Here is a 17,660-nt window from a genome sequence, read left to right as displayed (position 1 = left end):
CCGGCACGGTTCAAGCCCTTAGGGTCAAAACCCATCGACATTGCAGAGAATTGGCCTCGTGGCCGCCGCCGGCGCTTGAAGACAAGACCGAAGCCGCGGCGATAAGACCGCTGCTCCACTGCGCTGGCTCGTCCGCTGCCGGTTTGAAACGGTCGGACCATCGCGGCCTCAAGGACCAGCGTCGGAGTACTATCCCACCGCTGTTCCCGCGGCCTGAACAAAAGCTAACGGAAAAATTAAACATTCGTGGGCACAGTGCCAGTCTGCCGAATGAAGGTCAGGCAGTGGCTGGTGCTTGCCTATCGAGAAGAAAAGGATTGCTGCATGTCATCCTTGCTCAACACAGCACTTCTACCGTTTAAGCGCGGTCTGGTCATGCTGGCAGTTTTGGCGATTGGCATTCTGCCGGCGCCGGCGCTGGAGCCTGTTGATTTCCCGGAACCGCCAGACACAGTGGCCTTCAATGTTCAGAAGAACGGCAAGTCAGTTCCAGTTACGCTGCGACAGCTGGAAAAGCTCGGTCTCTACAGGGTCACCACCCCAAGTCCATATGAAAAGGGGCAGCTTACGTTTGAAGGCGTCCTGTTCCGCGATGTGCTCAAGCTCGTTGGATTGGAAGGCGAGGATTCCGTTGCTCTGCGGGCGGTGGACGAATACGTGCAGATAGTTCCGCGCGAAGATTGGACGGAAGGTCCTCTCCTGCTTGCCACCCGCCAGGATGGAAAGTTGCTGACCCGACGCACGCAGGGTCCGACCCGGCTGATCTACCCGCTCAAGGACTATCCTGCCTTTGATACGCCAATCCGCAAGCCACGATGGGTCTGGCTGATCAAGACGCTCGAGTCCGGCGGCTAGTCGAGCTCCGGCGTGGCTCGAATGGTACGGTTTGGATCGAGAGGCTGGCGCGTTCCCCTCACCTACGGCACCGCCATTGCGGCTGCAGCGGCCAGCTCAGCCGTCTTGATCACCATACTGTTTCTCAGCCTCAGCAAGATCGAATATTCGCTGCCTCGGTTCGGCTTTTTCGCCATCCGCGAGTTCCACATTGCAATACGCGATGTAACCCACCTCAGGGACATGACTTCGCTCGCCCAGGCCGCCCCTGGGTCGGCAGACAGCCTTGAGCACTTATCGGCGGCGAACGACCTGGTCTACATTCGTTTCAAGCGGATCGACGGCACTGGGACAGCGAGCGAAATTCCCGCCTACGCAAGTATCGTGCCCCGTGTCGTTGACGCGGTGACACGGCTTGATGCCATGATTGCGGCCGGGCTGCCTCTCGACGAAAACAGCCTGAAGGAAATGGGGCTGGAACTCGAGCAGCTCGTAGAGAGGATGAATGACGAATATTACAAATATGGAGATGAGATCAACGTAGATCTCTATTCGACAGAAAAAAGTCTGAAGAGATTCAACTACCAGATTGCGTTCGCCCTGGCGGTGTTGTCGCTGCTGGCGATCGGAACTGCCGTATTGCTAATCGGCCGTTGGGAAACAATAAAGAAACTGGAATTCCTGGCCTGGCGCGACGCGACGACGGGATTGAAGAACCGTGCCTGGATGTCAGCCAACAGGGACATGATGCTGGACCGGGCAAGGCTGGGCGGCAAACAACTCCGCCTTTTCCTGATAGACCTGGATCAATTCAAGAGCGTGAACGATACGTTCGGTCATCACATCGGTGATCTGCTGCTGAAAGCCGTCGCAGAAATCCTGCAATCGGTCGAACGGCCCGACGAAGTGGTCGCCATCCGTTTGGGCGGCGACGAGTTTGCCATCATGGCGATTGGGGACCGGCACGCGGCAGCGGATGCTCTCGGAGATCGGCTTCGGGAGCAATTGAACCGGTTTGCCGAACTCGAAGGCCACCACGTGCGCATGGGAGCCAGTATCGGCATGGCGTGTTTTCCTGAGCATGGCTCGGATATTTCCACCCTGTTGCGCAACGCAGACAGCGCTCTTTATGTGGCCAAAGCGGAGGGGCGCTCCGGCTTCGTGACGTTTTCGCCTGCAATCCTCAATCAGTTCGACAAGCAGCTCGGCGAAGAAGCTGGTATCAAGCGGGCGCTTAACTGCGACGAGTTTTTCCTGGTTTGGCAACCGCAATTCGAGCTGGCAACCGGCCGCATGATTGGCGCCGAGGCGCTTGTGCGTTGGCGCGACCCCGCTTCGGGCGCGATTCGTCTGCCGATGTCATTCATTCCAATTGCCGAACGAGGCGACCTGATACTGGAAGTCGACAAGGTTGTGCTCAGCAAGGCTTGCCTGCAGGCAGCTCGATGGATGCCTGTTTCTGCCGATGATTTCGTTTGCTCGGTCAATCTTTCGGGCAAAAGCCTTCAGAACGATGCGTACTTCGCCCACCTTCTTCTGGTGCTGCGACAAACGGGCCTGCCGCCCTCGCGCCTGCAACTGGAAATAACGGAAGGGGTATTTATCCAGAACAGCCGAAACGCCTTGAACATGCTGACGGAAATTCGAAATATCGGCGTCGGTCTGGCACTCGACGATTTTGGATCCGGCTATTCAAGTTTCGGCTACCTTGCCGATTTCAACCTGGATCGGTTGAAGATCGACCGATCGTTCTTGAGCGGTCTGGAAGCGTCGAAGAAAAAACAGAACATTGTTCGAGGCATTATAGCCCTGGCCAATTCGCTCGGTTTGACCGTTCTGGCAGAGGGCGTGGAAAACGAAGCGCAGCTTGATTTCCTGATCGCCGAGCGTTGTCATAGCGCTCAAGGGTTTTTCATGTCTCAGCCCATCGAAGAAAATCTGCTGACAGACCACCTGGCCGCAAGGCAAGGCAGGATGAAAGATACGGACAAGTTCAGGCTGGGCCTTTCTGCCTAGTACTACAGTTGCAATGGGAGCATTTTGCACCCAAGTGGCCTCACTTGGCGTTGCAGAAATGCGGTTAACACAAATAGATGGCGCGGGACGCCCAGGTCCATTTGAACGCATCCCGCTCTAGCCGGTGCCCGACCATATGCCACGGGACTTTGCCAACCTGCATGGGAGTCGGCCGCAGCCGAGGGCAGACTTGCGGGCTCGAAGGACATGACATACTCGATCCCGTGACTATATTAACAGGCTCGCCGGACCTTGCCCTACCCGGTTCAAGCCCCGATCGACATTGGAGAAGAAATTGGCCTCCCAGCCGCCCGCCACGCTTGGAGACAAGGCCGACGCGACAGCGGCAAAACCGCTGCGCGCCGATGCGCAGCGCAACCGCGACGCGCTGGTCGAGGCCGCAGCAGTGGCCTTTGCCGCGCATGGCGTCGACGCCTCGCTGGAGGAGATCGCGCGCCAGGCCGGCGTCGGCATCGGCACGCTCTACCGGCATTTTCCGACGCGCGAGCATCTGGTCGAGGTGGTCTACCGGCGCGAAGTGGAAAGCCTGTGCGCGGCCGCCGACGAGCTCGCCCGTCACCATCCGCCCGACGTCGCGCTCGAACAATGGATGCAGCGCTTCGTCGACTACATCGCCACCAAGCGCGGGCTGGCGACAAGCCTGCGTATCCTGCTCAACACCAATTCCACCTTGTTCTCCGACGTTTCGGGCAGGGTGACACTTGCCTTGCGACGGCTGATCGAGGCGGCGGTGGCCGACGGCTCGATCCGCAGCGACGTCGACGCATCGGACGTTCTGCACGCGCTGGGCGGCATCTATTCGGCGCCCGACACCAAGGACTGGCGCGACCGCTCGCGCCGGCTGGTATCGCTGCTGATGGACGGGTTGCGGTTTGGGGCGACGAAGTCCGCGAAGGGTGGCGGGTGAAGGCTGGGCTGCAGTCGAACCTCCATGCTCTCTCAACTGGCGTAGAGGATGCGAAAGCGATCCTGGTTCCGCCGGATCTCGATCAACGATTTGGATTGGCGACCGGAACGGCGGCTTCGGGAATTTGTCTTCGATTGCAGGCATTGGGGTGCGCTCGCATCGTTGCGAGCAACTTCTCAGCGGATTCGGCAACCGAAGCCGCCTGCTCCAAGAACTCGGCGCGTTGGGCGGAAAAAACTTAGCGACTTGACGAAGTTTTCTCTTGCGCCGCCGATAGATCGCGCGATAGTTAGCATCATGGCTAAGCATGATCCTGATCTATCGCTGCTCTTCCACGCGCTCGCTGATCCGACCCGCCGGTCGATCCTGACCCGGCTTGCCGAAACACCTGCGCAGGTGACGGATCTGGCTGGTCCCACGGGACTGCGTCTGCCCACGGTGATGCGGCACCTTTCCGTGCTGGAGGAGGCAGGGTTGATCTCCACCTCCAAGGACGGGCGGATACGCACCTGCGCCATCGTGCCCGAGGCTCTGGACCCGGTGCGGACATGGCTCGATGAACAGCGCGCCATCTGGGAGGCTCGGCTCGACCGGTTGGACGCATTTGTGATGAATGTGATGAAGGAAAGCGAAGAATGACGCAGAACGTCGCTACAAACAGTGCGACCCGTGCGGTGCCTGATGATAGGAAGGGCCGCTTTGCGACACTCACCTTCGAACGGGACGTGGCCGCGCCATTGGCCGCGTTGTGGGAGGCATGGACGGCCCCGGCCGCGCGGGCGATCTGGGCTGCGCCATCACCCTCGGTCACCGTGCAGTTCTTGGAGGCCGACACCAGGGTGGGTGGACGCGAGATCTCGCTCTGCAAGGCAGAGGGCCAGCCGGACATCCGCTGCGAGAATGGCTGGCTGGTGTTGCAACCAGCGGTGTGCAGTGTGAACTATGAGGTAATCTCGTGCGAAGGCGTGACGCAATCAGCAGCGCTGGTGACGGCAAATCTTTCAGGCACGCACGAGCGCAGCCGGCTGGTCGTGACGGTGCAACTTTCATCGCTGGCGCAGGACATGGAAGCAGGCTACCGGGCAGGCTTTGGTGCCGGCCTGGACAACCTCGCGGGCGCGGCCGAACGAACCATGGTGCTGCAGCGGGTAATCCAGGCGCCGCGATCCATCGTGTGGGGCGCCTGGATGAACCCTGAAACGCTGCCGCAATGGTGGGGGCCGGAAGGCTTCTCCTGTCGCACGAAAAGGATCGATCTGCGCACGGGCGGCGAATGGGTTTTCGACATGATCGCGCCTGACGGCACGGTCTTCCCGAACCACCATCTCTATAACGAGGCCCGGCCCGAGGAGAGGATCGGCTATACGCTGCATTGGGGCGAGAACGGGCCGAAACATGCCGACGCCTGGGTCTCGTTCGAGGATAAGGACGGGGCAACGAAGGTAACGCTGGGCATGGTATTCAGCACGGCTGCCGAGTTCCAGGAGGCGAAGGGCTTCGGTGCCGTGGAACTGGGATTGCAAACTCTGGGCAAACTGGAACGCTTCGTCGCATCCCACTGAAATGCTGCGACTTCCCGTCGGCTCGAATTAGGGGTTGTGGACGAGGTCCTCATCCATGTCGCGCCCGTTCTCATCGGCGACAGCATCCGCCTCTTCAGTCAGAACGGCATGGAGCCGGCCAGGCTGAAGAACCGAGGTCCCGGAACCGGGGCGGATCACCAACATGTGCTTCCGCTTCACGGGATAGGGCCCAGAATTCACAAACGGGATACACGAAGAGGCGGGTTCTATGAGAAAACTGATCATATGGGACATGGTGACCGTCGACGGCTTCTTCGAAGGTCCGGACAGGGACATCAGCTGGTTCGTCTTCGACGAAGAACTCGAGAACTACATTCGTGAGACCCAGGAAAAGGCCGACACGCTGATCTTCGGCCGCGTGACCTACGAGTTCATGGCAGCCTATTGGCCGTCCGAGCAAGGCTGGATCGCGGACTTCATGAACAAGATCGAGAAGGTGGTCTTCTCGCGCACGCTGAAAAGCGCCGACTGGAACAACACGAAGCTCTTCAACGGCAATGTCGCGGAAGAAGTCTCCAAGCTGAAGACCAGGGACGGCGGAGACATCTTCGTGTTCGGCAGCGCCGACCTCACGGCAACCCTGATGGAGCACGGCCTGATCGACGAGTATCACCTCGGGATCAACCCCGTCATTCTCGGGAGAGGCACGCCGCTCTTCAAGGGCGGCCCGAACCGGATACCCCTGAAGCATCTGGAGACGAGGACGCTCAAGTCAGGTGTTGTCATTCTCCACTACGCGCCGGAAAGCAGACAATGACGATCGATCGGCCGATGAGCTTCGGGCCCTCTGATCAGAAGTCTGGCACCTGACTCCGCACCGGTGCGCGGAATGCCAGCGGAGCAAGAACGAGTAACTCCGCCCTGAATTGCGTCAGATGCGAAATCCTAGAGCGGTTCATCGTTTCACAGAAACGCCGAACCGCTCTATCTCTTTGTTTTTGCGCAATTCCGGACGGAAAACCGTTCACACTTTTCCTGGAATTGCTCTATGCGAATAAGCCGACTGCTCGATCGTAAAAATGGTCGAGAGCGCAGCGCCTGGCGGCAATCCGGGCGGCTTCAAGCAATTCCTCGCGACACGAGGCGCCGTCCTTGTAGGTTGCGATGACCGCGCGCGCGATCATTTGGGCGTCCTCGTTGTCAAGCTCCGCTTCGCCGGACCGCAAAATTTCCCGAACCACACCCCTCAAGAGATCCAGTTCAATGGTTGAAAAGACGCCCATATGGGGCGCGAATGTGCACTCCACCGCCATCTGAATTCCTCCCGCCGGCACGATATCAAACACGGGAGAGATTACAACTAAAGTATTAGGCGAGCGCTTCGGAGGTCGTTCGGCGCCCGAACACCGCTGCAACCTTGCTATGCCGCATTTGCCCGAAGTGCCGCGAAATGCTTTTCTCACGTCGGGCAGACGGAAATGGTGCCATCTCATTGCCGAAGCGTGCGCAGACAACGATCGATGTCGAGGAAATGGACGGTCGCTGTTATATTAAAGTGAACGTCGAGGGTCGCGATAGGCGCGCCCTTGGCCCCATCAAATCACATGAAGATGCGCGGGTGATAGCGAACGGCAGCGCGATCGATTGAGAGATGAAGGCAAATATTAGCGTTGAGGCGGTTGCCGGACGCAACCCCCTTACTGAAACACGTTGCGCCGTATGACGTGCAAACGTCGCTAATGGGGTCAGACCGGCTATCGGTGGAGTACTCGTGAAGAAGACTGTCGTTAGGGTTGTCTGTGCCATCGGCCAAGCGGGGCAGCTCGGCCTCAATGGTGGCCTTCCGTGGGAAGGCAACCGGTCGCCGGAGTTTGTCGCTGACGTTGCACGATTTTTCGACCTCACCAGAGGGCACGTCTTGCTCGCCGGTCCCAAGACGATCGCAAGCATTCCGGATTTTGCTCGCCCGGATCGGGAACTTGTCGTCGTTCGCTCCAGCATGGATCCGGAGGACACGCTCCGGCGCTTTGCCGGCCGTGTCGTCTTCATCGGCGGCGGTCCACCGGTGTGGGACGCCTACGCGCGCTTCGTCAGCCATTGGGATGTCACCCGGCTGCCGTATGACGGGCCGGCAGACCGCTGGTTTAATCCAAGATGGCTTACGGGAGGTGGTAAGGTTGCCAGAAATCACCGCGACCAATGAAGGCCCGGTTTCCGAAACGGCCCAAAGGGTCATTTCCGGATGTTGACGCCCGCAACGAACATGTAGGTGTTGAAGCCGAATGGTATTAATCTGCGCGGTCTCGGGCTTCAACGAGCTGGCAAACGAATGGATTTCAGCACCTTCTCAGGGCGAGGCTATTTCCTCATCGGCGGCCTCATCCTGGTCGGTGCCGGGCTTCTGATCCTTTCGCTGATCGTCAATGCTCGTGTGGCACACAATGTCCGCCACGACATACGCCATCGTGAAAAGCTGCTGGAATATTATCGCAACATCTTTTCCCAGCTCGGCGTGATCCTGATCGGTATTGGCGTTTCTCTGTTCATCTTCTTTTTCCAGCAGAATTATCAGGACCAGCGCAAACGCGAAACGGAGCTCCAGCTGGTTCTCGCCAAACTGGCCGCGCGCATTGCTCGCGGCGCCGCCGTCGTCGAATACCTTGGCGAATTCGATGCGCTGCTGGATGATGGCGGGCCTTATATCAGCCCCGAACTCGGTGGAACGAATGCCGCGATCAGCGCCCACGGGGCGGAACTCGGCAAGCAGGTCGCCGAGATCCTTTTGGTAGAGCGCGACGTTGAGGTTCAAGCGTTCGAGATCCTGAACCTATCGCGCGATTTCGAAGCATCGTTCGTCGTCAACGAACTCGATCCCGCGCTGTGGTTCAACATCGTCCGGGATGAGAGCGAGATCAATTATGCCACCACTCAGCTCGTCCTCGACTACAAGGACCTGCAGGATGCGATCGGCGGAGACTCGATCGCGGTTGCGATCGCAAATCCTGAAAAGGAGGCAAAGATCAAGCAGGAGGTGCTCGACATCTTTTATGATGCCGACCTCTTGCGCCAGCGCAGCAGGAGACTTCTCGGCCGTGCGTGCTGGCTTTTCAGCAAGGGGCGCAGCTTCGTTAACCTTGGACCGGTCAACGAGATCGAGGCCGATGCCAGGTCGCACCAGGAATGGATCGATCGGTCGAAACGCTTCCTGACGCAGTTGAAGTCTGGAAGCGGCGATTGTTTCAAATTGCTCCAGTTCAGCCCGGCGCCCTGAGTCGAGAACGCGCCGGCAAAGGCCCGCCGCCCTGCGGCTCTAGGACTCAGACTCCATCAGCTGGCTACCGCCGATGGTCGATATGGGTGCAATGTTGCCATTCGTCTCGTCGATCGGGAACCAGAAGGTGGTTGATCCGACGGAACTGCAAGAGTGTCCCGACACGGGCGCACGCCAGTTCGGGTAGATTTGGGACTCGGGTTTTGCGGCGCCTGGCCTAATCGCTGCTGATGCAGAACTGGATGACCATTCCGATCCAAGGCTCTATAACAGGCCGATAGAATTGCGATGATCAAGGGGAGACGATGCGCTACATACGTCCGCTTTCAATGGAAGATGCCGTTGGCCAGTTGGCCGGCTCGTCTGGCACGGCCGCCATTCTCGCCGGAGGCAGCGACCTCCTGGTGAGGATGAAAGGCGGCTTTATCGAGCCCGACCTTATCGTCGACATCAAGGCGATCGATGGGCTCAGCGAAATCAGGGAAACGTCGGAGGGCTTCAGCATCGGTGCGGCGGTCTCCTGCGCACTGATGGGGGAGAGCGCGGCCTTGAAGAGGGAATGGCCGGGCGTCGTCGAAGCGGCCAAGCTGATCGGCTCGAAACAGGTGCAGGGTCGCTGCACCATAACGGGCAATCTTTGCAACGCCTCGCCGGCAGCCGACAGCGTGCCGGCGCTGGTGGCCGCCGGCGCCATGGCATTGATAGCCGGGCCAGCAGGCAGGCGCACCGTCGCGGTAGAGGCAGTGCCGACCGGGCCGGGCAAGACGTCGCTCGCCAAGGGCGAGATCATCGAGGCGATCCTGCTCGACAGGCGCGCGCCGCGCTCCGGCGATGCCTATCTGCGTTTCATTCCACGCACGGAGATGGACATCGCCGTGGTCAGCGCCGGGGTGAACCTGACGCTGGATGAACAAGGTGTCGTTAAATCGGCCCGCGTGGCACTGGGCGCCGTAGCGCCGACGGTGCTGCTGGTGGAAGAGGCCGCCGAGGCCCTCATCGGCAGGAAGCTGGACGAAGCAGCACTCGAGCGGCTTGCCAAGGTCTGCTCCGGGGCCTGTCGCCCCATCGACGACAAGCGGGGCACCGTCGAGTTCAGAAGAAAAGTTGCGGGCGTGCTGGCCAGGCGGGCCGCCATGACCGCCTATACACGTGCAGGAGGCAAATGATGGCTGGTGTAGCAGTCTCAACCACAATCAACGGCGACAATGTCGAGTACCTTTGCCAACCTGACGAGACGCTGCTCGACGTGCTGCGCGACCGCCTCGGGCTGACAGGCGCCAAGGAAGGCTGCGGCACCGGCGACTGCGGCGCCTGCAGCATCATCCTCGACGACCGGCTGGTGTGCTCGTGCCTGGTGCTCGGCGCGGAAGCCGAGGGCCGGCGCGTCGAGACCATCGAGGGCATGGCGCATGGCGACAGGCTGCATCCGCTGCAGCAGAAGTTCCTCGAGCACGCAGCGCTGCAATGCGGCATCTGCACGCCGGGCTTCCTGATCGCGGCGAAGGACCTTTTGGCCAAGAATCCCGACCCGACCGAGGAGGAAATCCGCTTCGGCCTCGCCGGGAACCTCTGCCGTTGTACCGGCTATGACAAGATCGTGCGCGCCGTCCAGGACGCCGCCAGCGTGATGAAGGGAGCGTGACGATGAATTTCGATCCGCGTTACTCCAATCGCAGTTTCACCTCCGTCGGCACGCGTCCCATTCGTCCCGACGGCGTCGACAAGGTGACGGGCCGCGCCCGCTACGGCGCGGACTTCAACATGGCAGGCCAATTGGTCGGGCGTGTTCTGAGAAGCCCTCACCCCCACGCCACGATCAGGAAGATCGACACCTCGAAAGCGGAGAAGCTCGCCGGCGTGAAGGCGGTGATCACCGCGGCCGACCTGCCCGACCTCACCGACGGCGATGCCGCCATGTACGACATCCTCGACAACTGCATGGCGCGCAAGAAGGCACTCTATGACGGCCATGCGGTGGCCGCGGTCGCCGCGGTCGACGCCCGCACCGCCAGGCAGGCGCTGAAGCTGATCGAGATCGACTATGAAGTGCTGCCGCATGTGACCGATGTCGACGAGGCGATGAAGCACACGGCACCCCTGCTTAACGACGCCATCTTCACCGAGGGCCTCGAGGAAAAGCCCGTCAAGCCTTCCAACGTCACCAAGCGCACGCAGTTTGGCCATGGCGACATCCATGAAGGTTTTGGGCAGGCCGATTTCGTCGTCGAGCGCTCCTTCAAGACCGAACAGACGCACCAGGGCTATATCGAGCCGCATGCCTGCGTGGCGAGCGTCAGCTCCGACGGCACCGCCGACCTCTGGGTCTGCACGCAAGGCCATTTCGTCTACCGCCAGCACTGCGCCCAACTGCTTGGCATGGAAGCCTCCAAGCTGCGCGTCACCTCGTCGGAGATCGGCGGCGGTTTCGGCGGCAAGACCCATGTCTGGGCCGAGCCGGTGGCGCTGGCGCTGTCGCGCAAGGCCGGCCGGCCGGTCAAGCTGGTGATGACGCGTGACGAGGTGTTCCGCGCCTCGGGGCCGACCAGCGCCACCTCGATCGACGTCAGGATCGGCGCCCGCAAGGACGGCACGATCACCGCGGCCGAGGCGACGCTGCGCTATTCCTGCGGCCCCTATGCCGGCATGTGGGCCGAGATCGGCGCCATGACGGCGTTCGCCTGCTACAATCTCGAGAACGTCAGGACGGTCGGCTACGAAGTGCTGGTCAACCGGCCGAAGACCGCCGCCTATCGGGCGCCGTCGGCGCCGATGGCGGCGTTTGCGGTGGAAAGTGCGATCGACGAGCTGGCCAAGGAGATCGGCATGGATCCGGTCGAGTTCCGGATCAGGAACGCCGCACAGGAAGGCACCAGATCCTCCTACGGCCCGGTCTACGGCCCGATCGGCATCGGCCCAACGCTTGAGGCGGCGAAGAACCATCCGCACATGAAGGCTCCGTTAGCGAAGCACCAGGGCCGTGGCATGGCTTGCGGCTTCTGGTTCAACTTCGGCGGCCAGACCTGCACCGACCTCAACATCGGCATGGACGGCTCGGTCTCGCTTGCCGTCGGCACGGTCGATGTGGGTGGTTCCCGCGCGTCGCTGTCTCTGGTGGCGGCGGAGGAGCTCGGCATCGCCTATGAGCAGGTCAAGGCGGTGGTCGCCGACACGTCCAGCCTCGGCTACAACGACATGACGGACGGCAGCCGCGGCACCTTCTCCTCCTCGATGGCGACGATCTCGGCCGCCCGCAACACCATCAAGATCCTGCGCGAACGCGCCGCGCAGATGTGGGACATTCCCGTCGACGACGTGGTCTGGGAAAAGGGCCACGCCATCGCCAAAGGCGAGAAGTACGGCAACCTTGCTGCGCTGTCCCTCAAGGAGATCGCGGCCGCGTCAGGAAAAACGGGCGGGCCGATCGCCGGCCACAGCGAGCTCGTCGCCGACGGCGCCGGCGTCTCCTTCGCCACCCATATCTGCGATATCGAGGTCGATCCGGAGACCGGCGCCACGAGGGTCCTGCGCTATACAGTCGTGCAAGATGCCGGCAAGGCGGTGCACCCGACCTATGTCGAGGGCCAGTACCAGGGCGGTGCCGCGCAAGGCATCGGCTGGGCGCTCAACGAGGAGTACATCTACGGCAAGGACGGGCGGCTGCAGAACCCCGGCTTCCTCGACTACCGGATCCCGGTCTGCTCGGACCTGCCGATGATCGACACGCAGATCCTCGAGATCCCCAACCCCAACCATCCTTACGGGGTGCGCGGCGTCGGCGAGACCTCGATCGTGCCGCCGCTGGCGGCGATCGCCAATGCGGTGTCGAACGCCGCCGGCGTGCGCATGACGCACATCCCGATGTCGCCGCCGCGGATTCTCGCGGCGATCGAGGCGGAACGGGAAGGCTAGAGGGGGATCCGGCGCCCATGGTCGAAGTCACCCTCTGGGGATCGCTCGGCCAGCTCGCCGGCGGCCAGAGCAAGGTCGAGATCGAGGCCAAGGACATAAGGGAGCTGTTCAGGAAGCTGGCTGAACAGTATCCCGGCCTGGAGCCCTATATCGACCGGGGCATTGCGGTCGCCATCGACGGGGTTATCTATCGGGATACGTGGTCGAAGGAATTGCCGCCGGGGTCGGAGATTTTTTTGCTGCCGCGATTGGCTGGGGGGTGAGTGGGGGCCGCATCGCCATCGTCTAGCAATAACGTCTGGAACGTCGTGGATGGGGCCGGTGGCGGACAGGCGGCTTTAGGTGCTCGAACAGCGATACCAGACATTCAAGTGGGACCGAGGTCGCCAATTGACCCCTTGCTGACCTCGTGAGCCGGGGTCTTTTGCCAGAAACCGGATATTAGCCACGACCAGTGCTCTTCACTCTTCCTGACTTTCCCCGAGGTAGGCGGGGCCGGCCTGACAGACTCGTTCACGAAGCGTCGGTACACTGCCGGACTGCTTTCAGACGAGAGCAATCGCGCACATGACCGAGGAACGCATCCAGCGTCGACTCGCCGCCGTAATCGCGGCAGATGTCGTTGGCTACAGCCGCCTCATGGAAACGGATGAGGCCGGGACGCTGGCCACACTCAAGTCCGACGCAAGCAAGTGCTGCAGCCGTTGGTCGCTAGGCACCATGGCCGGGTTTTCAAGGTGACTGGCGATGGCGTGATGGTGGAGTTCGCTAGCGCCGTCAACGCTTTGCAATGCGCGATAGACGTGCAGCATGCGATGGCTTCCGCCAATGCCGCGCTGCCTGAGAAGCTCCATATTGTGCTGCGCATTGGGGTCAATCTAGGTGATGTGATGGTCGAGGGGAGTGATCTTTATGGCGATGGCGTCAACATCGCTGCGCGCCTGGAAACCACCGCCGAGGCAGGCGGCATCCTCATCTCCGGAACGATCTACGACCACGTACGAAATAAGATAAACGTGAGTTTCGAAGATCTCGGAGCGCAGGCCGTGAAGAACATTGCCCTGCCAGTTCGCATCTACCGCGTTTCGGGCACGCCTGTAGTGACTTCCAATGCCGAGGTTATAACCAACAAACCTTCCATTGCCGTTCTGCCATTCATGAACATGAGCAGCGATCCTCAGCAGGAGTACTTCGCTGACGGTCTGGCAGAAGACCTGATCACTGACTTGTTGAAAGTGCCTGGCCTGTTGGTGGTCGCACGCAATTCCACATTCGCTTACAAGGGGAGGTCAGTCGATGTTCGCTCAGTCGCCAAGGACCTGAGGGTGCGTTATGTGCTTGAAGGAAGTGTGCGCAGAGAGAAGGACAGGGTCCGGATCAACGCCCAGCTCATTGATGCCACGGACGCCAGTCACCTTTGGGCCGACCGCTTCGACCGCGATTTGGCGGACGTGTTCCGTTGCAGGACGAGGTTGTCGGCACGATTGTAAACGCCCTGTCCGGTGTGTTGCCGGCTGCTGCGACCTCAAGCACACGTAGGGCTGCAAGTCTCGAAGCGTATGATCTGTTCGTCCGCGGCCGCGTGCTGGTGAACCAATCACCCGAAAGCAACAGGGCCGCTCCCGCGCTTTTGGAAAGAGCCATCGAACTTGACCCTCACTTCGCCGATGCTCACGCTTGGCTCGCGATGAGCCACCATTTCGGGTGGGCGTATTGGCTGGGCGCGCCGGGGCGCCATCGTTCGCTGGCTCTGGCGGCAGCGCAACACGCTGTATCGCTTGACCCTGAAAATGCCATAGCCCATGCAATTCTCGGCGACGTGCTGATTTATGACGGCAAGCCAGATGAAGGCGCGGCGGAACTGACCACGGCCCTTCGGATCGACCCCAATCATGCCGATGCCTGGGCGTTCCTGGGGCAACTGAAGGGCATTCGAGGGATAGGCTATCGAGGGTATCGAACATCTGCGCCACGCCACTCGCCTCAATCCACATCCGCCAGGGTGGTACTACTGGCTTCTCGGGGCTCGCCCAATACGCGGCGGGCCACTACGCCAATGCCGTCGAAACACTCCGGCATGAGGCGACGCATCGGCTCGGGTCGCAACGCATCTTGGCTGCAGGTCTGGCGCGGCTGGGGCAAATGGAAGAGGCCAAGGAGGAAGCAAGGGAATTCCTCGCCTTGAACCGGATTTCTCGATCCAGCATTGGGCAAGCACGCAACCGTTCCGGTACGAGGCGGATCGACAGCACTTCATCGACGGGTACGAGGCGGCCGGCTTACCACGGTAGGACTGAACCTGGGCCGCAACCCGTTCGCGCAAACTTTGGGTACAAGACTTTGCTGACCATTCGCGGTGCCGCACCTGCCGACGCAGACGCCATTTGGAGCATACTCGAGCCCGTCTTGCGGGCAGGCGAACCCTACGCACTACCGCCTGACTGGAGCCGATCGAAGGCGCTGTCCTACTGGTTTTCTCCGAATCTCGAGGTGTTCGTCGCAGAGATGAACGAACTGGTGACGGGAACTTATTTTCTAAAAGCCAATCAACTAGGCGGCGGTGCTCATGTCGCCAACTGTGGCTATGTCACCGCGCAGAACTCGATCGGTCGAGGCGTTGCAACGGCGATGTGTCAGCACTCTCTGAGGTACGCGACAGAACGAGGCTTCCGGGCCATGCAGTTCAACTGCGTGGTCAGTTCCAACGAACGCGCCGTCAAGCTCTGGCGTCATCTTGGGTTCGAAATCATTGGAACGATTCCGGAAGGTTTCGAGCACCCCATTCTGGGGTTCGTGGACGCACTGATAATGCACCGAGCGCTCTGACTGCCTTGCCCAGTTACATAGTAGCCCTGATGCGCAATGTCCGGATGAGGCAGCCGTCCCAGTGCTTGCCCGAGTTGAAGGAAGTCACCCCAGCGAATCCTTTCGCCGCCGCGGACATCATCGCCGAATCCTCTTCTGCTCAAGAGGACCGAAAAAGGACTTCACACCCGCAGCAACGCCAACTTTTTCAACGATATCGGCGCAACCTCGACCTACAGCTCCGCTATCGGCAACGTCTGCCTACGGGAAGCGGCAAAGCTGGCCTGAACGGCCGACATGCGGCGCACAGCCGACCAGGCAAACTTGCCCCGCGGCGGACATGGAGCTCCATCGGACTACCGAGAGACAGAATTAACCACATTCGAAGAAGGCGAAGGGCGGTTGGGTTTGTCACCGATCCGTCTCGCGTAACATGTTATCTTTGGAAATTGGGGGCATCCACAGCACGTCCAGGCGCAAAGGCAAGGAAGAGACAGGATGCCCACCTTAAGCAATGGCAGTGAACTCATCGTATGGAACGAACCCGAGAATCCCAATCCAAGCCCTGACGCGGTCCTTTTCAGCATTACGGAAACCGACGGCGACGTAATCGGACCGAAAGGGGCAAAGCCGGATTTCCCTTTCGGTGGGATCGAACTAGCTTCGGTCGATGTCTTCGACGGCTTCTTCACCATCACCAGCCTCACCCACGAGGGCAGGACCGAGACCTGGACGACGTTGGAAACGCAGGTCTTCGACAACGAAGGCAATTTTCTCCGCACCGTGTCCGACCAGGCGGCCTTCCTGTCGGCCCAGATCGTCTCGATCAGCGCCGACGGCCCCGACGACATCACGGTGACATGGATCGGGGCGAACGAATATTTCGGCGGCGAAAACACCCAATACGGTCAGCATCAGATCATCTTGGAAGGAGGCGTGCTTCAACCCGACACCTTCGTCAATCACGCGCCGACCGTTGCCGACCTGGACTTGTCGGTTTCGCAGGAACAATTTCTCGACGACGTCAGTTTCAGCGCGGCAGATGCCGACTACGACCTCTTGAACTTCATCGTCGTGGACGGGCCGGACAGCGGCACGCTAGAGCAGGAGACGAGTTTCGACGATAACTACTACCCGTTTCACCAGGGTCACTATGGCACTACCCTGAACTATCATGCGGATTTTCTGGGCGGAAATCTGTTCGACTACACGCCAGAGGCCGGCTTCATCGGCACCGACAGTTTTACGGTTTACGCGACGGACGGCCAGGGCAACAGCAATGTGGCGACGATTACGATCACAGTCACTCCGCCGGCCGAATCCATCACCTTGACCGACGCCAAAAACATCATGAGCTACGCAAGCTATGATCATGCCGTGCTCGTCGCCGCGCTGGGCGGCGGCGACCGCATCAGCGGCACCCCGTTCAACGATACGCTCGACGGCGGTGCCGGCCACGACCAGCTGTTCGGCGGCGCGGGCGCCGACGACATCATTGGAGGCGCGGGCAGCGATTGGCTGAAGGGCGGAGCTGGCGATGACGAGATCAGCGGTGGTCAGGGCACAGACGGCATCCGCGGTGACACTGGTGACGACGTCCTCGACGGCGGCGCAGGCTCCGACGACATGCGGGGTGGTGCTGGCGACGACATTCTCAATGGCGGGGCCGGCAGCGATCGGCTGGCCGGCGACGCGGGCAGGGATGTCTTCTTGTTCGACGCGCTTGGGCCGGCGAACTACGACAGGATAGAAGACTTCAATGCGCTCGACGATGTGTTCTGGCTGGACAGCTCCGCATTCGCCGGGCTGTCGGCCGGCTCGCTTTTCGCTGCGGTTTTCGTCGTCGGCAAGCACGCCATCGATGACAGCGACCACATCATTTACGACAGGGAGAGCGGCGATCTGCTGTTCGATGTGGACGGGGCAGGAGGAGCCGCGGCTGTCAAGTTTGCCGCCGTGGACCCGGGCACATTCCTCACAGTGGACGACTTCTTCGTGGTATAGGCGCGCACGGGTGGGTCGCAGTTACATAGACCGGGCGTGATCGCGCCCATGCGCAGGATTTCCCTCCCGATTGCGCAATAGGCGGCGTCCGAGCTCATCCGAGCCCTTCATGACCCGACTGGCTGGTGTCTGCAACGGGGCGCACGTCGGACCTAAATGTTACCAGAACGATACTGGCAGCTTCTGTCGTTGCCATGAGGTTAGCGGACATTCAGTCTGGTGGAGCTAATATAAGGTCTTGGAATGACCCGAAGCGGACATTTGGTTGCCAGATGGCGGATGGCTGGTTCGCCGCGAAGCAGACATGCTAGGACCGTGGTCCTTGACCGTCTCGCTCGCTCATGACCCATGTGAGACATGCGCCGTTCAG

17 protein-coding genes are annotated in these 17,660 nt (G+C 60.7%); 16 read left to right on the top strand and 1 reads right to left on the bottom strand.

Going from position 1 to position 17,660, the window contains the following annotated elements; translation table 11 throughout:
- Nucleotides 1-270: 270 nt before the first annotated feature.
- The 6 genes from EN807_RS14495 to EN807_RS14465 all read left to right on the top strand — a co-directional run bounded on the left by EN807_RS14495 (nucleotide 271) and on the right by EN807_RS14465 (nucleotide 6,118).
- The gene (locus EN807_RS14495; RefSeq protein ID WP_135935400.1) at nucleotides 271-855 is read left to right on the top strand and encodes a molybdopterin-dependent oxidoreductase; all 585 of its coding nucleotides are present in this window, start codon (nucleotides 271-273) and stop codon (nucleotides 853-855) included.
- Nucleotides 856-876: 21 nt separating this feature from the next.
- Nucleotides 877-2,850 carry a bifunctional diguanylate cyclase/phosphodiesterase gene (locus tag EN807_RS14490; protein ID WP_135935399.1) on the top strand — a complete coding sequence of 658 codons (1,974 nt, stop codon included), beginning with the start codon at nucleotides 877-879 and terminating at the stop codon, nucleotides 2,848-2,850.
- A gap of 295 nt (nucleotides 2,851-3,145) precedes the next feature.
- Complete coding sequence (locus tag EN807_RS14485; RefSeq protein ID WP_135935398.1) at nucleotides 3,146-3,778, top strand: TetR/AcrR family transcriptional regulator; 633 nt, start codon at nucleotides 3,146-3,148, stop codon at nucleotides 3,776-3,778.
- A gap of 297 nt (nucleotides 3,779-4,075) precedes the next feature.
- A complete protein-coding gene (locus EN807_RS14480; protein ID WP_127314750.1) occupies nucleotides 4,076-4,417 on the top strand; it encodes a metalloregulator ArsR/SmtB family transcription factor in 342 nt (113 codons plus the stop codon).
- Complete coding sequence (locus tag EN807_RS14475; RefSeq protein ID WP_135935397.1) at nucleotides 4,414-5,340, top strand: SRPBCC family protein; 927 nt, start codon at nucleotides 4,414-4,416, stop codon at nucleotides 5,338-5,340. The genes EN807_RS14480 and EN807_RS14475 overlap by 4 nt, the downstream gene beginning before the upstream one ends.
- A 229-nt stretch (nucleotides 5,341-5,569) precedes the next feature.
- A complete protein-coding gene (locus EN807_RS14465) occupies nucleotides 5,570-6,118 on the top strand; it encodes a dihydrofolate reductase family protein (protein ID WP_135935396.1) in 549 nt (182 codons plus the stop codon).
- Between the two features lie 229 nt (nucleotides 6,119-6,347).
- Here the strand turns inward: EN807_RS14465 and EN807_RS14460 are convergent, their stop codons facing one another.
- Nucleotides 6,348-6,647: a hypothetical protein gene (locus tag EN807_RS14460; protein WP_135935395.1), complete on the bottom strand. Its 300-nt coding sequence runs from the start codon at nucleotides 6,645-6,647 to the stop codon at nucleotides 6,348-6,350.
- A gap of 425 nt (nucleotides 6,648-7,072) precedes the next feature.
- On the opposite strand from EN807_RS14460, the gene EN807_RS14455 reads away from it, so the two are divergent.
- The 10 genes from EN807_RS14455 to EN807_RS14415 all read left to right on the top strand — a co-directional run bounded on the left by EN807_RS14455 (nucleotide 7,073) and on the right by EN807_RS14415 (nucleotide 17,290).
- Nucleotides 7,073-7,504 carry a dihydrofolate reductase gene (locus EN807_RS14455; protein WP_135935394.1) on the top strand — a complete coding sequence of 144 codons (432 nt, stop codon included), beginning with the start codon at nucleotides 7,073-7,075 and terminating at the stop codon, nucleotides 7,502-7,504.
- 126 nt (nucleotides 7,505-7,630) lie between these two features.
- Nucleotides 7,631-8,572 (top strand): hypothetical protein, encoded by a 942-nt coding sequence (locus tag EN807_RS14450; RefSeq protein WP_135935393.1) that lies wholly within the window; start codon nucleotides 7,631-7,633, stop codon nucleotides 8,570-8,572.
- 305 nt (nucleotides 8,573-8,877) lie between these two features.
- Nucleotides 8,878-9,738 (top strand): xanthine dehydrogenase family protein subunit M, encoded by an 861-nt coding sequence (locus EN807_RS14445; RefSeq protein ID WP_135935392.1) that lies wholly within the window; start codon nucleotides 8,878-8,880, stop codon nucleotides 9,736-9,738.
- Entirely contained in the window at nucleotides 9,738-10,214 is a 477-nt protein-coding gene (locus EN807_RS14440) for a (2Fe-2S)-binding protein (RefSeq protein ID WP_095521021.1), read from the top strand. Before EN807_RS14445 ends, EN807_RS14440 begins: the two co-directional genes overlap by 1 nt.
- 2 nt (nucleotides 10,215-10,216) lie before the next feature.
- Nucleotides 10,217-12,481, top strand: a complete 2,265-nt coding sequence (locus tag EN807_RS14435) for a xanthine dehydrogenase family protein molybdopterin-binding subunit (protein WP_135935391.1) — start codon at nucleotides 10,217-10,219, stop codon at nucleotides 12,479-12,481.
- 17 nt (nucleotides 12,482-12,498) lie between these two features.
- A complete protein-coding gene (locus EN807_RS14430; RefSeq protein ID WP_135935390.1) occupies nucleotides 12,499-12,744 on the top strand; it encodes a MoaD/ThiS family protein in 246 nt (81 codons plus the stop codon).
- Between the two features lie 474 nt (nucleotides 12,745-13,218).
- Nucleotides 13,219-13,971, top strand: a complete 753-nt coding sequence (locus tag EN807_RS36535) for an adenylate/guanylate cyclase domain-containing protein (RefSeq protein WP_246684099.1) — start codon at nucleotides 13,219-13,221, stop codon at nucleotides 13,969-13,971.
- Nucleotides 13,941-14,666: a tetratricopeptide repeat protein gene (locus EN807_RS36530; RefSeq protein ID WP_246684098.1), complete on the top strand. Its 726-nt coding sequence runs from the start codon at nucleotides 13,941-13,943 to the stop codon at nucleotides 14,664-14,666. The genes EN807_RS36535 and EN807_RS36530 overlap by 31 nt, the downstream gene beginning before the upstream one ends.
- A 158-nt stretch (nucleotides 14,667-14,824) precedes the next feature.
- Nucleotides 14,825-15,307 carry an N-acetyltransferase gene (locus EN807_RS14420; RefSeq protein ID WP_135935881.1) on the top strand — a complete coding sequence of 161 codons (483 nt, stop codon included), beginning with the start codon at nucleotides 14,825-14,827 and terminating at the stop codon, nucleotides 15,305-15,307.
- Nucleotides 15,308-16,024: 717 nt separating this feature from the next.
- On the top strand, nucleotides 16,025-17,290 hold the full coding sequence (locus EN807_RS14415; protein ID WP_246684097.1) for an Ig-like domain-containing protein: 1,266 nt from the start codon (nucleotides 16,025-16,027) through the stop codon (nucleotides 17,288-17,290).
- Nucleotides 17,291-17,660 lie beyond the last annotated feature (370 nt).

Source organism: Mesorhizobium sp. M5C.F.Ca.ET.164.01.1.1, assembly GCF_004792125.1.
Classification (GTDB): domain Bacteria; phylum Pseudomonadota; class Alphaproteobacteria; order Rhizobiales; family Rhizobiaceae; genus Mesorhizobium; species Mesorhizobium wenxiniae.
Note: the sequence above shows the minus strand (reverse complement) of the source record. Positions and strands in the feature narration are given on the sequence as shown.